At 40.2% G+C, this 22,441-nt stretch carries 17 protein-coding genes and 1 pseudogene; 9 read left to right on the forward strand and 9 right to left on the reverse strand.

Annotated features, from left to right (window positions below; translation table 11 throughout):
• Positions 1-143 precede the first annotated feature (143 nt).
• The 6 genes from ON073_RS14820 to rpmH all read right to left on the reverse strand — a co-directional run bounded on the left by ON073_RS14820 (position 144) and on the right by rpmH (position 4,678).
• Positions 144-503 carry a ribosome recycling factor family protein gene (locus ON073_RS14820; protein WP_274762657.1) on the reverse strand — a complete coding sequence of 120 codons (360 nt, stop codon included), beginning with the start codon at positions 501-503 and terminating at the stop codon, positions 144-146.
• A gap of 84 nt (positions 504-587) precedes the next feature.
• Positions 588-1,952 carry a tRNA uridine-5-carboxymethylaminomethyl(34) synthesis GTPase MnmE gene (gene mnmE, locus ON073_RS14825; RefSeq protein WP_274762658.1) on the reverse strand — a complete coding sequence of 455 codons (1,365 nt, stop codon included), beginning with the start codon at positions 1,950-1,952 and terminating at the stop codon, positions 588-590.
• 175 nt (positions 1,953-2,127) lie between these two features.
• Positions 2,128-3,756 (reverse strand): membrane protein insertase YidC, encoded by a 1,629-nt coding sequence (yidC, locus tag ON073_RS14830; protein WP_274762659.1) that lies wholly within the window; start codon positions 3,754-3,756, stop codon positions 2,128-2,130.
• A gap of 8 nt (positions 3,757-3,764) precedes the next feature.
• On the reverse strand, positions 3,765-4,031 hold the full coding sequence (yidD, locus tag ON073_RS14835; RefSeq protein ID WP_274762660.1) for a membrane protein insertion efficiency factor YidD: 267 nt from the start codon (positions 4,029-4,031) through the stop codon (positions 3,765-3,767).
• 85 nt (positions 4,032-4,116) lie between these two features.
• Positions 4,117-4,539 carry a ribonuclease P protein component gene (gene rnpA, locus ON073_RS14840; protein ID WP_274762661.1) on the reverse strand — a complete coding sequence of 141 codons (423 nt, stop codon included), beginning with the start codon at positions 4,537-4,539 and terminating at the stop codon, positions 4,117-4,119.
• Between the two features lie 4 nt (positions 4,540-4,543).
• A complete protein-coding gene (rpmH, locus tag ON073_RS14845; protein ID WP_010376846.1) occupies positions 4,544-4,678 on the reverse strand; it encodes a 50S ribosomal protein L34 in 135 nt (44 codons plus the stop codon).
• Positions 4,679-5,224: 546 nt separating this feature from the next.
• Between rpmH and dnaA the strand changes: the two genes are divergently transcribed.
• The 7 genes and pseudogenes from dnaA to ON073_RS14880 all read left to right on the forward strand — a co-directional run bounded on the left by dnaA (position 5,225) and on the right by ON073_RS14880 (position 15,005).
• Entirely contained in the window at positions 5,225-6,604 is a 1,380-nt protein-coding gene (dnaA, locus tag ON073_RS14850; RefSeq protein WP_274762662.1) for a chromosomal replication initiator protein DnaA, read from the forward strand.
• Between the two features lie 12 nt (positions 6,605-6,616).
• Positions 6,617-7,720, forward strand: coding sequence for a DNA polymerase III subunit beta (gene dnaN, locus ON073_RS14855; protein ID WP_274762663.1), 1,104 nt, complete (start codon positions 6,617-6,619; stop codon positions 7,718-7,720).
• Positions 7,721-7,744: 24 nt separating this feature from the next.
• The gene (gene recF / locus ON073_RS14860; RefSeq protein ID WP_274762664.1) at positions 7,745-8,839 is read left to right on the forward strand and encodes a DNA replication/repair protein RecF; all 1,095 of its coding nucleotides are present in this window, start codon (positions 7,745-7,747) and stop codon (positions 8,837-8,839) included.
• A 12-nt stretch (positions 8,840-8,851) separates the two neighbouring features.
• A complete protein-coding gene (gene gyrB / locus ON073_RS14865) occupies positions 8,852-11,269 on the forward strand; it encodes a DNA topoisomerase (ATP-hydrolyzing) subunit B (protein WP_274762665.1) in 2,418 nt (805 codons plus the stop codon).
• Positions 11,270-11,407: 138 nt separating this feature from the next.
• Complete coding sequence (gene glyQ / locus ON073_RS14870) at positions 11,408-12,331, forward strand: glycine--tRNA ligase subunit alpha (protein ID WP_274762666.1); 924 nt, start codon at positions 11,408-11,410, stop codon at positions 12,329-12,331.
• A 2-nt stretch (positions 12,332-12,333) separates the two neighbouring features.
• Positions 12,334-14,369 (forward strand): annotated as a pseudogene (glyS, locus tag ON073_RS14875) (glycine--tRNA ligase subunit beta).
• Positions 14,370-14,546: 177 nt separating this feature from the next.
• Positions 14,547-15,005: a hypothetical protein gene (locus ON073_RS14880; protein WP_274762667.1), complete on the forward strand. Its 459-nt coding sequence runs from the start codon at positions 14,547-14,549 to the stop codon at positions 15,003-15,005.
• A gap of 58 nt (positions 15,006-15,063) precedes the next feature.
• Here ON073_RS14880 and tusA read toward each other — a convergent pair whose 3' ends face one another.
• From tusA to fadB, 3 genes are all read right to left on the reverse strand, one after another.
• Positions 15,064-15,306: a sulfurtransferase TusA gene (tusA, locus tag ON073_RS14885; RefSeq protein WP_010561303.1), complete on the reverse strand. Its 243-nt coding sequence runs from the start codon at positions 15,304-15,306 to the stop codon at positions 15,064-15,066.
• Positions 15,307-15,443: 137 nt separating this feature from the next.
• Complete coding sequence (gene fadA / locus ON073_RS14890) at positions 15,444-16,607, reverse strand: acetyl-CoA C-acyltransferase FadA (protein ID WP_274762668.1); 1,164 nt, start codon at positions 16,605-16,607, stop codon at positions 15,444-15,446.
• A gap of 1 nt (position 16,608) precedes the next feature.
• Positions 16,609-18,771: a fatty acid oxidation complex subunit alpha FadB gene (fadB, locus tag ON073_RS14895; protein WP_274762669.1), complete on the reverse strand. Its 2,163-nt coding sequence runs from the start codon at positions 18,769-18,771 to the stop codon at positions 16,609-16,611.
• A gap of 315 nt (positions 18,772-19,086) precedes the next feature.
• On the opposite strand from fadB, the gene ON073_RS14900 reads away from it, so the two are divergent.
• Together ON073_RS14900 and pepQ are read left to right on the forward strand one after the other, a co-directional pair.
• Entirely contained in the window at positions 19,087-20,979 is a 1,893-nt protein-coding gene (locus ON073_RS14900) for a transglycosylase SLT domain-containing protein (protein WP_274762670.1), read from the forward strand.
• 102 nt (positions 20,980-21,081) lie between these two features.
• A complete protein-coding gene (gene pepQ, locus ON073_RS14905; protein WP_274762671.1) occupies positions 21,082-22,404 on the forward strand; it encodes a Xaa-Pro dipeptidase in 1,323 nt (440 codons plus the stop codon).
• The last annotated feature ends 37 nt before the right edge of the window (positions 22,405-22,441 follow it).

The following is a 22,441-nucleotide window of genomic DNA, read 5'->3' on the forward strand; positions in this document are numbered from 1 at the left end:
TTTCTTTTGGTTACTTTATCTTTGGCGAAGCAAAGAAAAGTGACATGACCCCATGGAAGGGGTTATTAAATACATGGAGGTAAATGTATGATTATGAAAACTGCTGCCGTGATTTCCTAACTTCGCAATATGCAATATAAACTTCACTCTTCCCATTCAACTACATCAAAGGCTTTTCTTGCCTCCACCAGCGTGCAATCAGTTTGGCTAATAAGCTGCTGCTGAGTGATACTCGGGTTAGTTTTAACGATTTCAATTAAATCTTCAATTTGTGGTTTTGGTTGATGGCTTTTAAGTGTTTCAATCACCCATTGCCAGCTGGGTTCTTCGAATGATTGTGCTTGTTGGATGATGTTTTGAAATTGCGGCCAAGTGCCTAATAGTCGCCAGTGTCGTGAGCGGCCTTTACGACTTAATTTGGCGCCAGATGATTTGATTTGTGCTTTTAATTCGTTAGCTTTTTCAATACGGCGAACAAAGCTGTTTAATTGAATATCAAGCATGGTTTTTTATTACTTTTGGCAGAATAGATGCTGAGTAAATCTCAGCATCTGAAATCTCAATTCTAAGCACGAAAACTTAATTTATTACTTACCAATACAGAACGAGCTGAAGATTTTGCCAAGCAAGTCATCTGAGGTGAACTCACCCGTGATCTCATTTAAGTACTGTTGCGTTAAACGTAATTCTTCAGCAAGGATCTCACCAGCGATGTGCATTTCTAGCTGATCTTTACCTGTAGCTAGGTGATACGCTGCGCTTTCAAGTGCATCAAGGTGACGGCGACGTGCCATAAAGCTGCCCTCAGTCGCACCTTGGAAACCCATAATCTGTTTAAGGTGTGATTTTACTAATTCAACGCCTTCACCATTATTAGCACTTACGCTTAGTACAGGTGTTTGTGCAGAATCATCGATGCGAATTGCTTCGCCAGATAAATCGGCTTTATTACGGATCACACTTATGCCCATGCCTTGCGGTAGTTTCTCAGCAAATTCAGGCCAAATTTTTGCAGGATCGGTTTCTTTTGTTTCGGTGCTATCAACCATAAATAATACGCGATCAGCTTGATTGATTTCTTGCCAAGCGCGTTCAATACCTATTTGTTCAACTACGTCAGGGCTTTCACGCAGACCTGCGGTGTCGATAATATGTAGCGGCATGCCGTCAATATCAATGTGTTCGCGAAGTACATCACGGGTGGTACCGGCAATATCAGTAACAATTGCAGCTTCACGACCAGCAAGGGCATTAAGTAAACTCGATTTACCCGCGTTAGGGCGACCAGCAATTACTACCCGCATACCTTCGCGCATAATCGCGCCTTGTTTGGCTTGTGCGGTTACGTTATCGAGTTGTTCAATAATCGCGTTTAAGTCGTTTGCTACTTTACCGTCAGATAAAAAGTCGATTTCTTCATCGGGGAAATCAATGGCAGCTTCAACATACATGCGCAGGTGAATAACTTGTTCCACCAGCGTGTCGATATGCTTAGAGAATTGACCTTGCAGCGAGTGCAGGGCGCTTTTGGCTGCTTGCTCTGAGTTGGCATTGATTAAATCTGCGATTGCTTCTGCTTGGGTTAAATCCATTTTGTCGTTTAAGAATGCGCGCTCACTAAACTCACCTGGTTTAGCTAAACGTACGCCTTCGATTTGCGTAATTTCACGCAGTAGCATATCGATAATAACTGGGCCACCGTGCCCTTGTAGTTCCAGTACGTCTTCGCCTGTGAACGAGTTTGGACCTTTAAAATAGAGTGCAATACCTTGGTCGAGTTGTTCGCCTTGTAAGGTATTAAACGAGAGGTAGTCGGCATAACGTGGCTTTGGGCATTTGCCTAAGATCTTTTCAGCAACTTGTTGTGACAGTTTGCCTGAAACACGAATAATGCCAACGCCGCCTTTGCCTGGCGCGGTTGCTTGTGCAACGATGGTGTCTTGATTAAACATAGAGATAATTGATAGCTACGAATAGGTGTATTGTAATACCAATTAGATAAATTGTCTGGTCAATTATTGTGTTAGATAAACAGCAAAAGCGGTAATGAAAATATTTGCCAATATGAAAATTGCAGGCACAAAAAAGGCGACTTAATGTCGCCTTTTATTATTTATTAAGTACAGATTATGACTTAACCGAAATACCTTTCTTTTCCATGCCCTTGTAAATGTACAGCATCTGAGCAATTGAAATTAAGTTAGATACTAACCAGTACATTACAAGACCTGATGGGAACCAGATAAAGAATACTGAGAACATTACCGGCATCCAAGTCATCATTTTCTGCTGCATTGGATCAGTTACTGTCATTGGCTGTAGCTTTTGCATTAGGAACATACTTGCACCAAATAGAATTGGTAAAATGAAGTATGGATCCATTGCTGCTAAGTCATTTAGGTATAAGAACTCAGTGTGACGAATTTCTACCGATTCCATGAACACATAGAATAAACCTAGGAAGATTGGCATTTGCAGCAATAGTGGGAAACAGCCACCCATAGGGTTAACTTTTTCTTTGCGGTACATTTCCATCATTGCTTGACCCATCTTCTGACGGTCATCGCCGTAACGATCTTTAAGTGCCATAATTTTAGGCTGAAGGTTACGCATTTTTGCCATTGAGGTGTACTGCGCTTTGGTAAGAGGGTAAAGCACCATTTTAACAATTAGCGTAATCGCGATAATTGCTAAACCTAGACTACCAATTAAGCCGTATAACCACATTAATAGTGAATGTAGCGGTTGTGAGATAAACCAGAATAAACCGTAGTCTACAGTTAGGTCTAAATCTTCTTGTAATGCTTCAAGTGTTGCAGAGTCTTTAGGACCCATATAGTAAGTTGAAGTAATTGTTTGCGCGCTGTTAGCTGCAACATTTTCAAGTGGACCTTTTAAACCGATAATAACTGAATTATCGTTGCGTGCTTTGGTATAAATATTATTTTGCTGGTCTTGCTTAGGTACCCACGCACTTACAAAGTAGTGCTGGATAAAGCTGATATAACCCGCAGTAGTATTAATATTTAAATCACGCTCTTTAATGTCATCAAAGCTGTACTTTTCATACGGTTCTTCAGATGTACCATAAGCTGTACCTAAATACGTTTGGTCAATCATGCCACCTTTTTCGGTGATCGAACGCTTAATTTGTGTAAACAGTTGTACTTGTTTTGTTTCAGCTGTGTTGTTAGCAATTTGATATTCAACATCAACATCGTAACGACCTGCTTTAAAGATGTATGTTTTAGTGAAGCTAACGCCATCTTTTACCAATGTTAGTGGTACACGTAACTCATCACCTTCAAGTTGGTAACTTGTTTGTGCTGCTTGATACGTAGGACGACCTTCTGCTGATGCATCTGGTCCGTGTAAACCGATTAAGCCACTTTGTGAGAAATATTGATTGCCGTCTAATACGCCAAGCAACATGAATGGTTCATCGCTATCGATTTTTTCTTTAAACTTTAATAGTTTGGTTTCGATAATATCGCCACCAAAAGTATCTAGTTTTACAGAAAATACATCAGTTGTTACTTCAACAATTTGACGTGAATTAGCGACGCTAGCTACAGGTAAGTCGCCGGTAGATGACTGAGGAACAAAGTCATTGTCGGTTGACTGGTTTGTAGATGATTGTGTTGTAGCACTTGTCTCGGTATTTACTTGAGGGTTGTTATCCATATTCCATTGTTGGAATAAAAGAAAACTTACCAAAAGAAAACCGATAAATAAAAACGTGCGTTGTGATTCCATAACAGCTCTTATTTCTCGCGGTGTTGTTTAATTGAATTTTGTTTATCAGGCACGGGATCATCCCCACCTGGATGCAAAGGGTGACATTTTATAATGCGATTCGCTGCGAACCAACTCCCTTTTACAAATCCATGTATTTTTATTGCGTCTATCGCATAACTTGAACATGTCGGAGTAAAGCGACAGTTCTGTCCAAGCATTGGACTGAGTAACTTTTGATAAGCTTTAATAATAAAGATCATCACATTACTTGGCAGAGCAAATAAAAAGTGCATTTAATGAAAAAGTGCCTGATTAAAAGGTGAGCTAACTTTACCTAAATTTACCTACATTTGCTATGCAACTGCTGGCTAATTCGCTTTAGTTAGACGCTTTTTTTGTGTTTTTATTCTTTTGCCAGTTATTAGGACGCGGTTTTGGCTTATAGCCAGGCTGGCAACGTTCGTTGATTTTACGCCACAACTTAGTTAATTGTGCGTGTAATTCTTCATTTGATAACTCATCAACGCCATTTTTAACCATTAATACAATATCGATGTTATCGAGTTTGTGACGGTTAAGACGAAAGTTTTCACGAGCAAGGCGTTTAATGCGATTACGTTGAACTGCTTTTTTAACGCGTTTTTTAGCAATTGTTAAACCAAGACGAGGGTGGTCTAAATCGTTACGTTTTGCTAGAAGAGTAAAGTGTTGATTTGCTGCGCGTGCAGGCTCATTGAAGATGCGGGAGTAGTGTGAGGGAGTTAACAGACGTAACTCCCTACCAAAGCGAAAGTCTTCCACTATATTAAGCAGAAAGAACCTTACGGCCCTTAGCACGACGACGTGCTAAAACTTTACGACCATTTTTAGTCGCCATGCGTGCACGGAAACCGTGAGTACGCTTACGCTTAAGAACGCTAGGTTGAAAAGTTCTTTTCATAACTATATTCCATCCGATCGGTTAAAAATTAAAACATCCTATGCAGGTCGCGATCCTGGCACAGGTGCCATTGCGAGCGCGAGATGTTATAGAGAAGCATACGCAAAGTCAATAAAAAACACTCAATAACAGTATTAATTATAGGCGGCGGATAAAAGCTAATCTAATCTTAACAAGTTAATTACATTTAACTGTTATAGAGGGGTGATCGCTTTTGCTTTCTTATATGATCCAGCGGGGATCAATTTTAAAGTAAAGTTTTCCACAATGATAGTGTAAAAATTGCGACTTTTCTTTGGAAAACTTCTATAGATCATCTTTAATCTTTTGGATCTTGTTTTTTATAAGTAATTTATCCACATTATTTTTAATAAATAAGTTGTTTTAAAACATGCGTTTAAATGATTTTGTGCGTCAGATCATAAAAAATAGAAAAATCAATGTTGATGTTGTGGATAAACTAGCTTCATAATGGCAGTCTTAACTTGGATTTTATGCTTATTTTCTGCTCGTTTATGGTGAGCGGGAATATTATTGGGGGTTGCCGTGTATTTGTCGGTTTGGCAAAGCTGTCTTTACGTTTTACAAGATGAACTGCCATCACAACAATTTAGTATGTGGGTGCGTCCTCTGCAGGCGGAAAGCACAGAAGACACCCTTACAATATATGCACCAAACCGTTTTGTACTGGATTGGGTTCGCGAAAAATACTTAAACCGTATAAATGAACTACTCATTGAAATTTGTGGTGATGAAGCACCTGAATTACGTTTTGAGGTTGGTAGCACGGTTAGTATTAGTAAACCTGCAGCACCGCAAGCGGCCGCACAAGAAAAAGCAGTGGTTGAAGCGCCTGTTAAAAAGGAAAGCAAAGCCCCTGTTGAGCCTGCTCCTAAAAACATGTCTAAATCCAATATTAAAGAAAACTACACCTTTGATAGTTTTGTTGAAGGTAAATCTAACCAGTTAGCAAAAGCTGCGGCGACTCAAGTTGCAGATAATCCAGGTTCGGCATTCAACCCTGTATTTATATATGGTGGTACAGGTTTAGGTAAAACGCACTTATTGCACGCTGTGGGTAACGGCATTCTTGCTAAAAAAGAAAATGCAAAAATTGTTTATATGCATTCTGAGCGTTTTGTACAAGATATGGTAAAAGCACTACAAAATAATGCGATTGAAGAATTTAAGCGTTATTACCGCAGTGTTGATGCATTACTTATTGATGATATTCAGTTCTTTGCTAATAAAGAACGATCTCAAGAAGAGTTTTTTCATACCTTTAATGCATTATTAGAAGGTAACCAGCAGATTATCTTAACTTCCGATCGCTACCCTAAAGAAATTGAAGGGGTAGAAGATCGTCTTAAGTCTCGCTTTGGCTGGGGTTTAACAATTGCGATTGAGCCGCCAGAACTTGAAACACGTGTTGCCATCTTGATGAAAAAAGCACAGCAAAGCCAGATTAAACTGCCTGAAGAAGTGGCTTTCTTTATTGCTAAACGCTTACGTTCAAATGTACGTGAATTAGAAGGCGCATTAAACCGTGTTATTGCTAATGCAAACTTTACAGGTAGGCCAATTACGATTGATTTTGTAAAAGAGGCACTGCGTGATTTATTAGCATTACAAGATAAATTGGTTACCATAGATAATATTCAAAGAACGGTTGCAGAATACTATCGTATTCGTGTTTCTGATTTACTATCGAAGCGCCGCAGTCGCTCAGTCGCTAGACCACGCCAAGTAGCAATGGCGTTATCAAAAGAACTGACCAACCACAGTCTGCCTGAAATTGGTGATGCGTTTGGCGGTCGAGATCATACAACTGTGCTACATGCATGTAGAAAAGTGAAGTCGCTTCGTGAAGAATCTCACGAAGTAAAAGAAGATTATCAAAACTTGATTAGAACTTTGTCATCTTAGGACGAGTACAGCATGAAAATTACAATTTCGCGCGAGCAATTTTTACAACCTTTAATGCAGGTTTCAGGGGCGATTGAACGCAAACACACGTTACCGATTCTTTCTAATGTATTGTTAGAAGTAAAAGAAGGTGTTCTTTACTTCACTGGTACAGATATGGAAATAGAGTTAGTTGCGAGTGTGGTGCTTGCTGAGCCAGTAGCTGACTGTAAGCTGACATTACCGGCTAAAAAGTTATTGGATATTTGTAAGAGTTTGCCTGATAGCTCAGATATCACTTTAACTGTTCAAGATGCACAAGTATTACTGACATCAGGTAAAAGCCGCTTTTCACTAGCAACACTCGCTGCTGAAGATTTTCCTAATTTAGAGAATTGGGACAGCGAAGTTACCATGAACCTAACCCGTCTTGAACTTAGAAAACTACTTGAAAGTACAAGTTTTTCTATGGCAAATCAAGATGTTAGGTACTATCTGAATGGTATGTCGCTAGAAATTGAAAACGATGTTGTTAAAACGGTTGCAACAGACGGCCATCGTTTAGCGTTAGCACAAAAGCCTCTTGGTTCATCGTTAAATACACAACGCCAGGTGATTATTCCGCGTAAAGGCGTGCAAGAAATTATGCGCCTGTTGGTTGCTGATGATGAAAGTGTTGAAATCCAATTAGGCGCTAATCATGTTCGTATTATCGACCAAGCGTTTATTTTTACTTCGAAACTGGTTGATGGTCGTTTTCCTGATTATCGTCGCGTTTTACCACGTGGTGGTGATAAGCAGATTATTGCTAATCGGGAATGGTTGCGCAGTGCATTTGCACGCGTATCAATTTTATCAAACGAAAAATTCCGTGGTGTGCGATTAAATCTTACTTCGGGTGAGTTAACAATTTCTGCCAATAACCCTGAGCAAGAACAGGCGGAAGAAACCGTTGAAGTAATGTACCAAGGGCCAGATTTAGAAATTGGTTTTAATGTTTCGTATTTACTTGATGTGTTGAATACCACAAAAACGGATGACGTTTTATTTACATTATTAGATTCAAATAGCAGTGCATTAATTGAAGGTCAGGGTGACGAAGGCGCCATGTACGTTGTTATGCCAATGCGTTTATAGAATTGGATTGTGTAAGAATAATCAATGAGCTTAGTTAACTTTAATATTTCCAACTTTCGTAATATTGAAGCGCTAAGCTTTGACCCCTCGCCAGAAATCAATGTCATTATTGGTGAAAATGGCAGTGGAAAGAGTAGCTTACTAGAAGCTATTTATTTCCTTTCACATGGCAAGTCATTTCGCACTTCAAAATTCAAAGCAGTTATTCAACATCAAAAAAATGCCATGGTGTTACATGGTAAAAAGCAATTTAACAGCTTACAAATCCCTGTAGGGCTTCAAAAAGAGCGTTCTGGTGATACGCTAGCTAAAGTGCATGGAAAGCGCTGTGAGCGCATGGCACAGCTTGCTGAAGTATTGCCTGTTCAAGTGATTACACCTGAAAGTTTTGAGTTATTTTTTGGTGGTCCCAAAGAACGTAGACGGTTTTTAGACTTAGGATTGTTCCACGTGGAACAAGAATTTTATTATCACTGGTATCGCTTTAATAAACTGCTAAAGCAAAGAAATGCGTTACTAAAGCAAAAACCACATGGTTTTGAGCAGCAAATTCTATTTTGGGATAAAGAATTTGTAACAATTGCAACTAAGATAAATGCATTAAGAACCTCATATATAACTAGGTTATCTAACCTGTTTTTTGATAAGATAGCTAGTCAGATTGAATTATTTAAAAGTCTTACTTTTGATTTTTCTCCGGGTTGGAAAGCTGAAGAAGATTTAGCTGAACAGCTTAGAAATAACTTTGAAAGGGACGCTAAACTGGGTCACACCAGTAAAGGGCCGCATAAAGCAGATATTAATTTTCTAATAGATGGTATAGCTGTCGAGAATTATTTATCACGTGGTCAACTAAAGCTTTTAATGTATGCGCTAAAGATTTGTCAAAATAGCCTAATTGAAAGCGAAACAGATAAACAATCACTTTTTTTAATTGATGATTTACCGTCTGAATTAAGCAGCGAAACCAAACAAGCTGTGAGTGAGTTATTATCTCATTCAACTTCACAGTTGTTTATAAGCGCGATTGATTACGACAGTATTTCAGCTGTGGTGGAACCTCTAAATAAAACTATGAAAGTGTTCCACGTGAAACATGGCAAACTAATAACAAGTTAATTGGAAGAAACCATGTCTGAAAATTACGATTCGTCGAGTATTAAAGTACTAAAAGGACTGGATGCAGTAAGAAAGCGTCCTGGGATGTACATAGGTGACACGGATGATGGAACGGGTCTTCATCATATGGTGTTTGAGGTAGTTGATAACTCAATTGATGAAGCTCTTGCGGGCTACTGTGATGATGTTTATGTAACTATCCACGCTGATGGTTCTGTGTCGGTGCGTGATAATGGTCGCGGTATTCCGACAGAGATTCACGAAGAAGAAGGTGTATCAGCTGCTGAAGTTATCATGACGGTACTTCATGCCGGTGGTAAGTTCGATGATAACTCTTATAAAGTTTCAGGCGGTCTTCACGGTGTTGGTGTTTCAGTAGTAAATGCGCTATCAGAAAAACTAAAACTAACGATTCGTCGTGGCGGTAAGATTCACGAACAAATCTATAATATGGGTGAGCCTGCTGCACCATTAGCTGTGATTGGTGACTCAGATACTAATGGTACTGAAATCCGTTTTTGGCCAAGCGCAGAAACTTTTAGCGATACCAACTTCCATTACGATATTCTTGCAAAACGTTTACGTGAATTATCATTTCTGAACTCAGGTGTGAGTATAATTCTTTCTGATGAGCGTGATGAGAAAAGAGACCACTTTAAATATGAAGGTGGTATTCAAGCGTTTGTTGAATTCCTAAACACCAATAAAACACCAGTTAACCAAAATGTATTCCACTTCACATCAACACGTGAAGAAGATGGCATTAGTGTTGAAGTAGCAATGCAGTGGAACGATGGCTTCCAAGAAGGTATTTACTGCTTTACAAACAACATTCCACAACGAGATGGTGGTACGCACTTAGCAGGTTTTAGAAGTGCTCTTACTCGTACTTTAAATACCTATATGGAAAAAGAAGGCTTTAACAAAAAGGAAAAGAGCAGTGCTTCAGGTGACGATGCCCGTGAAGGCTTAACTGCAGTTATCTCTGTCAAAGTACCTGATCCAAAATTCTCATCTCAGACAAAAGACAAGCTTGTATCAAGCGAAGTTAAATCAGCAGTTGAACAAGCAATGGGTGAAAAGTTAAGTGAATACTTATTAGAAAACCCACAAGATGCAAAGATTGTTGTTACTAAGATTATTGATGCAGCACGTGCCCGTGAAGCAGCGCGTAAAGCGCGTGAAATGACACGTCGTAAAGGTGCGATGGATTTAGCTGGCCTACCAGGTAAATTAGCAGACTGCCAAGAAAAAGACCCCGCACTTTCTGAACTGTATATAGTGGAGGGTGACTCAGCGGGCGGTTCAGCTAAGCAAGGCCGTAACCGTAAGAATCAGGCGATTCTACCGCTGAAAGGTAAAATTCTTAACGTTGAAAAAGCACGTTTTGATAAAATGCTATCTTCACAAGAAGTTGCAACACTTATCACAGCATTAGGTTGTGGTATTGGTCGCGATGAATATAACCCTGAAAAACTGCGTTATCATAGCATTATTATCATGACCGATGCTGACGTCGATGGTTCGCACATTCGTACGCTACTATTGACCTTCTTCTATCGTCAAATGCCAGAAATAGTAGAGCGTGGTTATGTATACATCGCTCAGCCACCGCTTTATAAAGTGAAAAAGGGTAAACAAGAGCGTTATATCAAAGATGATCCTGCGTTAACGGAATACCTAACAACACTTGCATTAGATGGTTCTTCATTACACGTAAACGAAGAGGCTCCAGGCATTAGTGATGTGGCTCTTGAAGCATTAGTAAAAGACTACCAAGCAACTGAAACGATTATCACGCGTTTAACACGTAAGTATCCGTTAAGTGTACTTAATTCATTAATTTACTCTACACGAATTAATGAAGCTGATTTATCGGACGAAGCGAAAGTACGTACTTGGACAGAAAGTGTTGTAGCATACCTGACTGAAAAAGATGTGGATGCGACTTTATTCACAGCAGAAGTGAAGAAAGACGAAGAGCGCAATCTCTTCTATCCAAATATTGTTATTCGTCAACACGGTGTTGACCGTGAGCACGTGCTAAATTATGAGTTCTTAACTTCTCGCGATTACTTATCAATTGCTAAAACAGGTGAGCAAATCGGTAATCTAATTGAAGAAGGTGGCTATATTCAGCGCGGTGAAAAAACTTTACAAGTGTCTAGCTTTGTAGAAGCACTTGATTGGCTAATCTCAGAATCTAAGCGTGGCTTATACATTCAACGATACAAAGGTCTAGGTGAGATGAACCCAGACCAGCTTTGGGAAACTACAATGGACCCTGAAGTTCGCCGTATGTTGAAAGTAACCATTGAAGATGCGATTGGTGCTGACCAATTATTCTCGACACTTATGGGTGACCAAGTTGAGCCGCGTCGTGAGTTTATCGAACAAAACGCGCTTAAAGTTGTGAACTTGGATGTTTAGAACATCGTGAATATTTTTAATAAAAGGGCCTAAATGGCCCTTTTTTATTGGCTGTTACTTAACAAATCGCTTAAAACCTGTTTGCTGCCGCGGTATACTGTAGGGTAATTTTTCAGATTAAAATATCAGCTAAAGCCAATGCAAAAATACGATATCAAAACCTTCCAGGGAATGATCCTAGCATTACAGGATTACTGGGCACAAAACGGCTGTACTATCGTTCAGCCACTCGATATGGAAGTAGGTGCGGGTACGTCTCACCCCATGACATGTTTGCGTGCACTTGGCCCAGAGCCAATGTCGACTGCTTATGTTCAACCATCACGTCGTCCTACCGATGGCCGCTATGGCGAAAACCCAAACCGCCTTCAACATTACTACCAGTTTCAAGTAGCGTTAAAACCGTCGCCAGATAACATTCAGGAGCTCTATTTAGGCTCATTAGAAGTGCTAGGTATTGACCCATTAGTACACGATATTCGCTTCGTAGAAGACAACTGGGAAAATCCAACGCTAGGTGCGTGGGGTCTAGGTTGGGAAGTGTGGTTAAACGGTATGGAAGTGACTCAGTTTACTTACTTCCAGCAAGTAGGTGGCCTTGAGTGTAAGCCTGTAACAGGTGAAATTACTTACGGCATTGAGCGTTTAGCGATGTACATCCAAGAAGTAGACTCTGTGTATGACTTAGTTTGGAACCATGCGCCAGATGGTAGCAAGGTTACTTACGGTGATATTTTCCATCAAAACGAAGTTGAGCAATCGACTTATAATTTTGAACATGCTGACGTTGATTTCTTATTTAGCTTTTTTGATCAATGTGAAAAAGAATCACAAGAATTATTAGCGCTAGAAACACCTTTACCACTACCGGCATATGAGCGCATCTTAAAAGCTGCGCACGCATTTAATTTATTAGATGCACGTAAAGCAATTTCAGTGACAGAGCGTCAGCGTTATATTCTTCGTATTCGTAACCTTACCAAAGCAACTGCTGAAGCGTATTACGCATCGCGTGAAGCGTTAGGTTTCCCAATGTGTAAACAAAATGGTGAGGAGAAGTAATCATGGCAAAAGAATTTTTAATTGAATTAGGCACGGAAGAACTACCGCCAACACAACTTCGTACGTTAGCTGAAAGCTTTGCATCAAACTTTGAAGCAGAACTAAAAGCTGCAGAGCTAAATCATGAAGGTGTAAAGTGGTACGCTGCACCACGTCGTTTAGCATTAAAAGTAGCTGCGCTTGCTGAATCTCAATCTGACAAAGTAGTTGAAAAACGTGGCCCAGCAATTTCAGTTGCATTCGATGAAGACGGAAATGCTACAAAAGCAGCCCAAGGTTGGGCGCGCGGTAATGGTATTACCGTTGAGCAAGCTGACCGTTTAAAAACAGAAAAAGGCGAGTGGCTTTTATTCAAACAAGAAGTAAAAGGTAAAGGCAAGCGCTTGCTAAATTACCGATCGCCAAGCCTATGCGTTGGGGTAATAAAACAACGCAATTTATTCGCCCAGTTAAAACATTAACAATGTTAATGGGTAACGAGTTAGTTGCGGGTGAGATTTTAGGTGTCGCATCAGACCGTACTATTCGTGGTCACCGCTTTATGGGTGAACAAGAGTTTACCATTGATTCCGCTGAGCAATATCCTGCGGTTTTAGAAGAGCGCGGTAAAGTAATGGCTGATTACGAAGCACGTAAAGCGATTATTCTTGCCGATGCACAAAAAGCAGCGCAAGCTGTAGGTGGTATTGCGGACTTAGAAGAAGACTTAGTTGAAGAGGTAACTTCGCTGGTTGAATGGCCTGTTGTACTGACGGCTAAGTTTGAAGAAGAGTTCTTAAAAGTACCTTCAGAAGCACTTGTGTACACCATGAAAGGTGACCAGAAATACTTCCCAGTTTACGACGAAAACAAAAAGTTACTACCTAACTTTATCTTTGTTTCAAACATTGAATCAAAAGAGCCTCGTTACGTAATTGAAGGTAATGAAAAGGTTGTTCGTCCTCGTTTAGCGGATGCTGAGTTTTTCTTTAATACCGACCGTAAACGCCCGCTAATCGATCGCTTACCTGAGTTAGACCAAGCTATTTTCCAAAAACAGCTTGGTACCATTAAAGATAAAACTGACCGTATTACTGAGCTTGCTGGTTACATTGCTGAACAAATCGAAGCAGACGTTGAAAAATCTAAACGTGCTGGTCTACTGGCAAAATGTGACCTTATGACATCAATGGTATTTGAATTTACCGATACGCAAGGTGTTATGGGTATGCACTATGCAACGCACGATGGTGAAGATGCAGAAGTTGCAAAAGCGCTATACGAGCAATATATGCCGCGTTTTGCAGGTGACGAGTTACCAAGCACAGGTGTATCTGCTGCTGTAGCAATGGCTGATAAGCTCGATACGATTGTGGGTATATTCGGTATTGGTCAAGCGCCAAAAGGTTCTGACCCATTTGCGCTTCGCCGTGCATCACTTGGTGTATTGCGTATTATCGTTGAAAAGGGTTACAACCTTGACTTAGTTGATTTAATAGCAAAAGCAAAATCGCTATTTGGCGATAAGCTTAGCAACGACAATGTTGAATCTGATGTAATTGATTTTATGCTTGGTCGCTTCCGTGCTTGGTATCAAGACGAAGGCTTTAGCGTTGATATTATTCAAGCAGTATTGGCACGTCGCCCAACTAAGCCAGCGGACTTTGACCAACGCGTTAAAGCGGTATCTCACTTCCGTGAATTAGACGCAGCAGAAGCGCTTGCAGCGGCTAACAAGCGCGTAGGTAACATCTTAGCTAAGAATGAAGCAGAGCTTGCTGAGAGTGTTAATGAGAGCCTATTAGTTGAAGAGGCTGAAAAGCAATTAGCAGATAAAATAGCGCACTACCAAGTGGAACTAGCACCAGCATTTGCAGCACATGATTACCAAACTATTTTGGCAAGTCTTGCAGATTTACGTGAAGTAGTTGATACCTTCTTTGATAACGTAATGGTTATGGCTGACGACGAAGCAGTGAAGCTTAATCGTTTAACTATGCTAAGTCAGTTAAGAAGTTTATTCTTACAAGTAGCAGATATTTCATTGTTACAAAAGTAAGTAAAAACATAATTTAAAAAAGCCGGTGATTTCATCGGCTTTTTTATTATCAATTCACTTATTCAGTATTTAGCTTAGTTATAGCGGAAATATTTACGCGAGGTACAAAAGGCGCTTGCATTAAATTATACGATATTTAGTATAGTAATTAAGCTTAGAAAATCGCGGATAACAACAATGAAAAGAGCATCACTTTCAATTATGGCACTTGCTAGCTTAGTACTAGTTGGTTGCTCAAGCACAGACGATAGCCTATTAGATCAAACAAGTAATGTGGGAAATGTTGATACCACACTATATCTACGTGGTGACTTTACTTTATGGGAAGCGCAAAAAGCCTATCAATTAACACAACAAACTGCCAATGTTTTTAGCACCAAAGTTAAGTTTGGCACAATTGGTAAAGCATACGAATTTAAAGTAGCAGATGCGAATTGGACGCAAGGTTACAACTGCGGTTTTAAAAACGAAGACTTAGATAAGTTTTTAGAGATTGGTATTCCAGTACAAGCAAACTGCGATAGCGTTTATAACTATTTCAGTTTTACACCTTATGAAGCTGGCTGGTACGAAGTATCAATAAACTTCCGTAATAAAAGTACGCCGCTGGTTACAATTAACCAAATTTTCGAGTAGGCAACTAAGCAAAATTAAACAAGCTCTTCGATTTAACGATGAGCAATAAAAAGGGCATTTAAAGCCCTTTTTTTATTAAATATTTGTATGGTTCATTTTCTACTTCTTGTGCTAGCAATGTGTGATCCATAAAACGACAAAATGAGGGAATGTCGCGGGTTGTTGATGGGTCATCTGCGATCACTACTAAAGTTTCACCGTGCTGCATTTTTCGAATTGCACCACGCACCATCATTACAGGTTCAGGACAACGTAAACCAATCGCATCAAGAGTGTGGTCTGCATTTGAAAAATCAGTCATGAAAATTTTGCCCTGTTGAAAAGTAAAGGCGGAATTGTAGGTGGCTAAGCGCATGATGTAAACCATAGCAAAGAAAAAAGGCGCTGCTCTTTCGAGACAGCGCCTTATCACCAAGAATAAATCTATTCGCTTAAAACCTATGGGCGTTCAAAAATGGTTGCGATGCCTTGGCCTAAACCAATACACATTGTTGCAAGACCATATTTTGCGTCTTTGTCTTCCATAAGATTAATAAGCGTTGTGCTGATACGCGTACCTGAACAACCAAGTGGGTGACCAAGTGAAATAGCACCACCGTTTAGGTTAACTTTTTCGTCAACCACATCGGTTAAACCTAGGTCTTTCAGTACTGGTAACGCTTGTGCTGCAAATGCTTCGTTAAGCTCTGCTACATCAATATCATCAATGGTTAAGCCAGCTGCTTTTAATGCTTTTTTAGAAGCAGGAACAGGGCCGTAACCCATGATTGATGGATCGCAACCAGCAACACCCATAGCTTTTACTTTTGCACGAATAGTTAAGCCAAGTTCGTGAGCTTTTTCTTCGCTCATAATAAGCATGGCAGATGCACCGTCTGAAAGCGCTGATGATGTACCAGCTGTTACAGTACCATTTGCAGGGTCAAACACAGGGCGAAGCTGTGAAAGGCCTTCTACAGTTGTTTCAGGACGAATAACTTCATCGTCTTCAACTAAAATCATTGCACCGTCAGCATCGTGTCCAGTAATCGGGTAGATTTCATTTTTGAAACGACCTTCAACGGTTGCTGCGTGAGCGCGTGCATGCGAGCGTGCTGCAAACTCATCTTGTTGCTGACGAGAGATGCCATGCTGCTTACCTAGGTATTCAGCAGTTAAACCCATCATGCCTGCAGCTTGTGCTACTGATTTTGATAATCCTGGGTGGAAATCCACACCGTGGTTCATTGGTACGTGACCCATATGCTCAACACCACCAACTAGGTAAACATCACCACAGCCAGTCATAATTGCGCGTGCAGCATCATGTAATGCCTGCATTGATGAACCACATAAACGGTTAACCGTAGTTGCTGGTACGCTATGAGGAATACCTGCAAGAAGCTGCGCATTACGCGCAACATTGAAACCTTGCTCTAGGGTTTGTTGTACACAACCCCAGTAGATATCATCAATATCAGCTGGATTTAAAGCAGGGTTACGTTCAACTAACCCTTTCATTAATTGTGCACTTAAATCTTCGGCACGTACGTTTCTAAAAACACCGTTTTTAGAACGACCCATAGGAGTACGAATACAATCAACAATTACTGGTGTTTTCATATTATGCACCCTCTACTGAATAAAATTGACGACCTTCTTCTGCCCACTGACGTGTGATATCAGAAACTTGGTAAATCGCACCTAAGTGCGCGTATTGATCCGCTTTAGCTACAAAATTAGCTAAACCAATTTGATCTAAATAACGGAAAGCACCACCTCTGAACGGAGGGAAACCTAAGCCGTAAATAAGTGCCATATCAGCTTCTTGTGGTGAAGCAACAATGTTTTCTTGTAAACAAAGAAGCACTTCATTCAGCATTGGGATCATACAACGGTCGATGATTTCTTCTTTGCTAAACTCTTTTGGTGCATCGCAAATAGCACTTAGTAGCTCAATTGCATCCGCATCTTTTGCTTTCTTTGGTTTACCTTTACGGTCTGGTGCGTATTGGTAGAAACCTTTACCGTTCTTCTGACCAAAGCGACCTTCTTTAACAAGCAGTGCAACAGGGTCTTTTTCTTGTTCAGCCATACGCTCAGGGAAACCGTCTGCCATTACACCTGTACAGTGATTTGCTGTATCAAGACCAACAACATCAAGCAGGTAAGCAGGGCCCATTGGCCAGCCAAATACGTTTTCCATTACTTTATCTGCTTTCGCAAAGTCTGCGCCTTCAACCACTAATTGGTTAAAGCCTGCAAAGTAAGGGAAAAGCACACGGTTCACAAAAAAGCCAGGGCAGTCATTTACAACAATTGGTGATTTACCTAGTTTTAATGCGTAATCAACTACGGCATTAATGGTTTCGTCAGATGTTTTTTCACCGCGAATAATTTCAACCAGTGGCATACGGTGCACAGGGTTGAAGAAGTGCATACCACAGAAGTTTTCTGGTTTTTCTAGTGCACTTGCTAATTCATCAATACGAATTGTTGAGGTATTTGATGTCAGCACTGTGCCTTCAGGCATATCTTTTTCTAGTTGAGAAAGAACAGCTTGTTTAATCTTTGGATTTTCAACAACCGCTTCAACAATAATGTCTGCTTTTTTAACATCGTCATCGCTTAGCGTTGGTTTGATTGCGCCTAAAGTTGCAACCATTTGCTCAAGCTTCATATGACCGCGTTGAACTTTATTGCCAAGCAGTTTTGACGCTTCTTGCATACCAAGATCAAGGGCAGCTTGATTGATGTCTTTCATAATGATTGGCGTGCCTTTATAAGCAGACTGGTATGCAATACCGCCACCCATAATACCTGCACCCAATACCGCAGCTTGCTTAATTTCAGTCGAGCTGTTTTTAGCAAGCTTGCGAGCTTTAGACTTAATAAATTGGTCCGCTAAGAAAATACCTACTTGCGCAGCTGCTTCATCGGTTTTAGCTAGCTTAGCAAAGTTCACATTCTCAATTGCCATTGCTTCAGCACGGCCATGGTTTGCAGTTGCTTTAATTGTTGCTACAGCCATCAGCGGAGAAGGGTAATGACCTTTTGTTTTACCAAATACCATACCTTGCGCTGTCGCAAAGCTCATGCCTTGTTCCATTTGGTTCATAGCAAGAGGGTCTAACTTCGCTTGACGTTTTGTTTGCCAATCTAGTTTACCGTTTGCAGCTAGTTCAACCATTTTGATAGCTGCATCAACTAGCTTGTCATTTGCTACAACGGCATCAACTGCACCTACAGCAAGCGCTTGCTTAGCACGGTGTTCTTTACCTGTTGTAATCCACGTCATGGCATTATCAGCACCGATAATACGCGGTAGACGAACTGTACCGCCAAAGCCCGGCATAATGCCTAGTTTAACTTCAGGTAAGCCCATTTTTAATTCTTCACTTGCTACGCGGAAGTCAGTAGCAAGTACCCATTCACAACCACCACCAAGGGCCATGCCATTGATTGCAGAAATCGTTGGGAAAGGTAAATCTTCGAGTAGGTCGAAAACGTCAGTAGCATTTTTAATCCACTGAGTTAATTCTTCTTCAGATTTTTTAAAGGTAGGTAAAAATTCAAAAATGTCAGCACCAACAATAAAGTGATCTTTATCACTGGTGAAAATCATACCTTTAATTTCTTTGTTAGCAGCTAGCTCTTTTAATGCAGCGCCACAGTCGCTAAGAGTTTGCTGAGAAAGCTTATTTACTGAGCCTGGAACACAGAACTTAAACTCAGCAATGTTGTCTTTAACAAAAGCAACCTGAAAAGATTCGCTTTGAAATAGCATATTATTGCTCCCTAATTTCTCGCACCGCAACTGGTACGATGAGTTTGGTTTTTACGCAGTGTCGCTTCTTTGCGATTAAATTGCAATTAAAATTTTAGTTGGGTTTTTACATAAGATTAAAAACTGGACAAAAAAATTAACCTGATTTTATGCGAGCGGTCGTATCAATAAGGGGATTAGCCTTAAAAGGCTGAAGTTTTGGTTTGCATTGTTTAAGATGAAGGTACTGCAAAGCTATTTTGCAGCGCATTTATAAATTTATTTAATATTGATAACCACAGCGCATTTTATTTCTGTGGTAAAGAGAGCAAAACAGTGAAAAAATCATTGATTTTAACAACGCTTGTTAGCTTGGTACTTTCTTCCTCGGCGTTGAACGCAAGTTCATATAAAGCTGCGCACAAAGACTTTTTAGCGTTAGAAAAGCTCGCTAAAAAAAGTGATAAACGCGATTTTTATCGCGCGTTAAAGCAGTCGTCACACCCTCTTGCACCCTACGCAGAAGCCAAATTTTTGGAAAACTTTCCAAAGCTCGCAAATCAAAAAGAAATAACTAAATTTTTAGATACCTATCAAGGTACGCCATTAGAATGGCAAGTACGTTCTGCATGGTTAGATAACCTTATAAAGCGCAATAAAAAAGCACTGTATATTGATGCGTATCGCCCTACTAGTAACGCTGAATATCGCTGCACCTATTTAACATATCAACTAAAACTGGGTGCACCAAAAGAAGCGATTTTTAATCAAGTAGATGAACTTTGGAATGTAGCAAAGTCGCAGCCAAAAGCGTGCGATAACTTATTTGCAAATTGGCGTAAAGCAGGGCACTTAAACCAAGAGCTTTTATGGCAACGAATTACCAAAGTTTCTGAAAAAGGCGATACCAGTTTACTCAGCTTTTTAAGCCGGTTACTACCAGAAAATGAACGTTATTTGGCTGATTTGTATAAAACAGTAAGACGAGACCCTTCGGCAGCGGCTGGGCTTTATCGATTTAAAAAGCGTACTGAAAAAGAAGGCCAAATAGCTCTTTATGGAGTTAAACGTTTGGTGTGGCGCGATCGTGATTTAGCGATTCGTGCATGGCAAAAACTCGAAACCATGTTCGATTATACAGAGCAGCAAAAGCAGTCGCTGTACTATACTTTTGCGCTTTCGTTGGCGTCGGGTAAACACAAAGAATCTAAGTTTTACCTTAATAAAGTTTCGCCAGAAAGGCATGACAGCAAATTAATGCAATGGCAATTAAGCAATATGCTGCGTGAGCAAGACTGGCAAGGCATAATCGCTTATTCAACCGGTAAAAAATTGAATAATGGTTACCGCTACTGGCTTGCCTATGCTAATGATAAAGTGGGAAAAAAACAGCAAGCACAAACGCTTTGGCAAGCTCTTGCAAAAAAACGTGATTACTATGGCTTTTTGGCTGCTTCGCGCTTGGGGTTAGATGTGTCCCTTGAGTATCAGCCAGCAGTAGTCGATCCTAAAAGCCAAAAATTGGTAAGTGAGAACCCTGCGTTTAAACGAGCGAAAGCACTTTATGAACTTGAACGCTTTTATTCGGCTCGCCGAGAATGGAACTCGCTGATAGCTGGTTCAACTGATGATGAAAAGTTGGCTGCTGCAAGCCTTGCAAACAATATGGGGTGGCATGATAGTGTTATTCGCGTGATGAGCCAATTGAAGGCTTACAATATGCTGGATTACCGTTTTCCTACGCCTTATAGTGATCAATTTGAGCGTTTTAGTTCGCGTAGCAAAGTTGATAAAACATGGGCTTATGCGATTTCTCGTCGTGAAAGCTCATTTGCCTCAGATGCACATTCAAGTGCTGGAGCTATTGGGTTGATGCAGTTGCTACCAAGTACAGCGCGTTATGTTAACAAAGGCAAAGTAAGCCACAATCAGCTGAAAAAGCCACATATTAATATTCGCTTGGGCACGCAATACCTCAATTACTTAAGAAAAAAGAGTAAAGGAAATGAGGTGATTGCAACTGCTTCATATAATGCGGGCTACCACAAAGTGAAACGCTGGCTGCCAAAAGAGGCCGTGGATTTTGATTTATGGGTGGAAGCAATTCCATACCGTGAAACTCGCGAGTACGTAAAAAATGTGTACGCCTATCGCCAAGTGTATGCAACGCGCTTGGGCAATAAAGAAAATTTATTTGATGAACTTATTTCAATGAAAATTCAGAAGTAGGTTGGCAGTAAACTTGCAAACTACTTTGATTTACAGATGCCTATTATGATCGGCAAGCTGAGATGATACACTTGATAAAGAACACAATGAACTGGACTAATAATGGATAAACTTTCAACAACTTATGCAGCGCATATTGCAACCTTACAGTCACGTACTAAAGATGTACTAGCGCGTGAAGGACTTGATGGTCTGATCATTCACTCAGGTCAAGCGAAACGCCAATTTTTAGATGATATGGATTATCCGTTTAAAGTTAATCCACAGTTTAAAGCCTGGTTACCTGTTATCGATAATCCACACTGTTGGTTAGTAGTTAATGGTGTTGATAAGCCAAAACTTATTTTTTATCGCCCTGTGGACTTTTGGCATAAAGTGCCAGATGAGCCTAGTGATTTTTGGGCTGAGTATTTTGATATTTCATTATTAAAATCACCAGAGCAAGTTGAGCAACTACTGCCGTATGATAAAGAAAAGTTTGCTTATATTGGTGAATATATTGAAGTTGCGAAAGCACTTGGTTTTTCTGCAATTAACCCAGAAGGTGTTTTAAACTACCTGCATTATCACCGTGCATACAAAACCGATTACGAATTAGTATGTTTACGTGAAGCAAATCGTTTGGCGGTGCTTGGTCATAAAGCGGCACGCGATGCATTTTATGCAGGTGGTTCTGAATACGATATTCAGCATGCGTATCTTGTAGCTACGCAGCATACCGAAAACCAAATGCCATACGGCAATATTGTTGCGCTCAATAAAAATTGCGCGATTTTACATTACACCCATTTAGATATTGCGAAGCCCGATCAACATTTATCATTTTTGATTGATGCAGGTGCAAACTTCAACGGTTATGCAGCCGACATCACTCGTACTTACGACTTTAAACAGCAAGGTCCATTTGCTGAATTAGTCAGTGCAATGAATGCGCATCAACAAGCTCTTTGTGAAGGGCTTAAGCCTGGTATTAAGTACGGCGAATTGCACTTAGATTGCCATCAGCGTGTAGCGCAAGTATTAAGTGATTTTAAAATCGTGAACTTATCGCCTGAAGCCATTATTGAGAAAGGCATTAGTTCCACTTTCTTCCCACATGGTTTAGGCCACCACTTAGGTTTACAAGTTCACGATATGGGGGGGGTTATGGCTGATGAACGCGGTACACACCAAGCACCACCTGAAGGTCATCCATTCTTACGTTGTACACGCTTAATTGAAGCGAACCAAGTGTTTACTATTGAACCTGGCTTGTATTTTATTGATTCATTGTTAGCAGACTTAGCGCAAACAGATAACAATCAATACATCAATTGGCAAACAGTTGAAGCATTTAAACCATTTGGTGGAATTCGTATTGAAGATAATGTGATTGTTCATCAAGACCGTAATGAAAATATGACACGCGATTTAGGTTTAGCTTAATCGACAATGTTATGATTAAGGAGCCATATGGCTCCTT

Source organism: Pseudoalteromonas sp. G4 (genome assembly GCF_028875915.1).
GTDB lineage: Bacteria > Pseudomonadota > Gammaproteobacteria > Enterobacterales > Alteromonadaceae > Pseudoalteromonas.

What these genes read in the sequence shown, in the direction of transcription:
- ON073_RS14820 (WP_274762657.1), bottom strand. Translation starts at nt 503, where the DNA reads ATGCTTGATATTCAATTAAACAGCTTTGTTCGCCGTATTGAAAAAGCT.
- mnmE (WP_274762658.1), bottom strand. Translation starts at nt 1,952, where the DNA reads ATGTTTAATCAAGACACCATCGTTGCACAAGCAACCGCGCCAGGCAAA.
- yidC (WP_274762659.1), bottom strand. Translation starts at nt 3,756, where the DNA reads ATGGAATCACAACGCACGTTTTTATTTATCGGTTTTCTTTTGGTAAGT.
- yidD (WP_274762660.1), bottom strand. Translation starts at nt 4,031, where the DNA reads ATGCACTTTTTATTTGCTCTGCCAAGTAATGTGATGATCTTTATTATT.
- rpmH (WP_010376846.1), bottom strand. Translation starts at nt 4,678, where the DNA reads ATGAAAAGAACTTTTCAACCTAGCGTTCTTAAGCGTAAGCGTACTCAC.
- dnaN (WP_274762663.1), top strand. Translation starts at nt 6,617, where the DNA reads ATGAAAATTACAATTTCGCGCGAGCAATTTTTACAACCTTTAATGCAG.
- recF (WP_274762664.1), top strand. Translation starts at nt 7,745, where the DNA reads ATGAGCTTAGTTAACTTTAATATTTCCAACTTTCGTAATATTGAAGCG.
- gyrB (WP_274762665.1), top strand. Translation starts at nt 8,852, where the DNA reads ATGTCTGAAAATTACGATTCGTCGAGTATTAAAGTACTAAAAGGACTG.
- glyQ (WP_274762666.1), top strand. Translation starts at nt 11,408, where the DNA reads ATGCAAAAATACGATATCAAAACCTTCCAGGGAATGATCCTAGCATTA.
- ON073_RS14880 (WP_274762667.1), top strand. Translation starts at nt 14,547, where the DNA reads ATGAAAAGAGCATCACTTTCAATTATGGCACTTGCTAGCTTAGTACTA.
- tusA (WP_010561303.1), bottom strand. Translation starts at nt 15,306, where the DNA reads ATGACTGATTTTTCAAATGCAGACCACACTCTTGATGCGATTGGTTTA.
- fadA (WP_274762668.1), bottom strand. Translation starts at nt 16,607, where the DNA reads ATGAAAACACCAGTAATTGTTGATTGTATTCGTACTCCTATGGGTCGT.
- fadB (WP_274762669.1), bottom strand. Translation starts at nt 18,771, where the DNA reads ATGCTATTTCAAAGCGAATCTTTTCAGGTTGCTTTTGTTAAAGACAAC.
- pepQ (WP_274762671.1), top strand. Translation starts at nt 21,082, where the DNA reads ATGGATAAACTTTCAACAACTTATGCAGCGCATATTGCAACCTTACAG.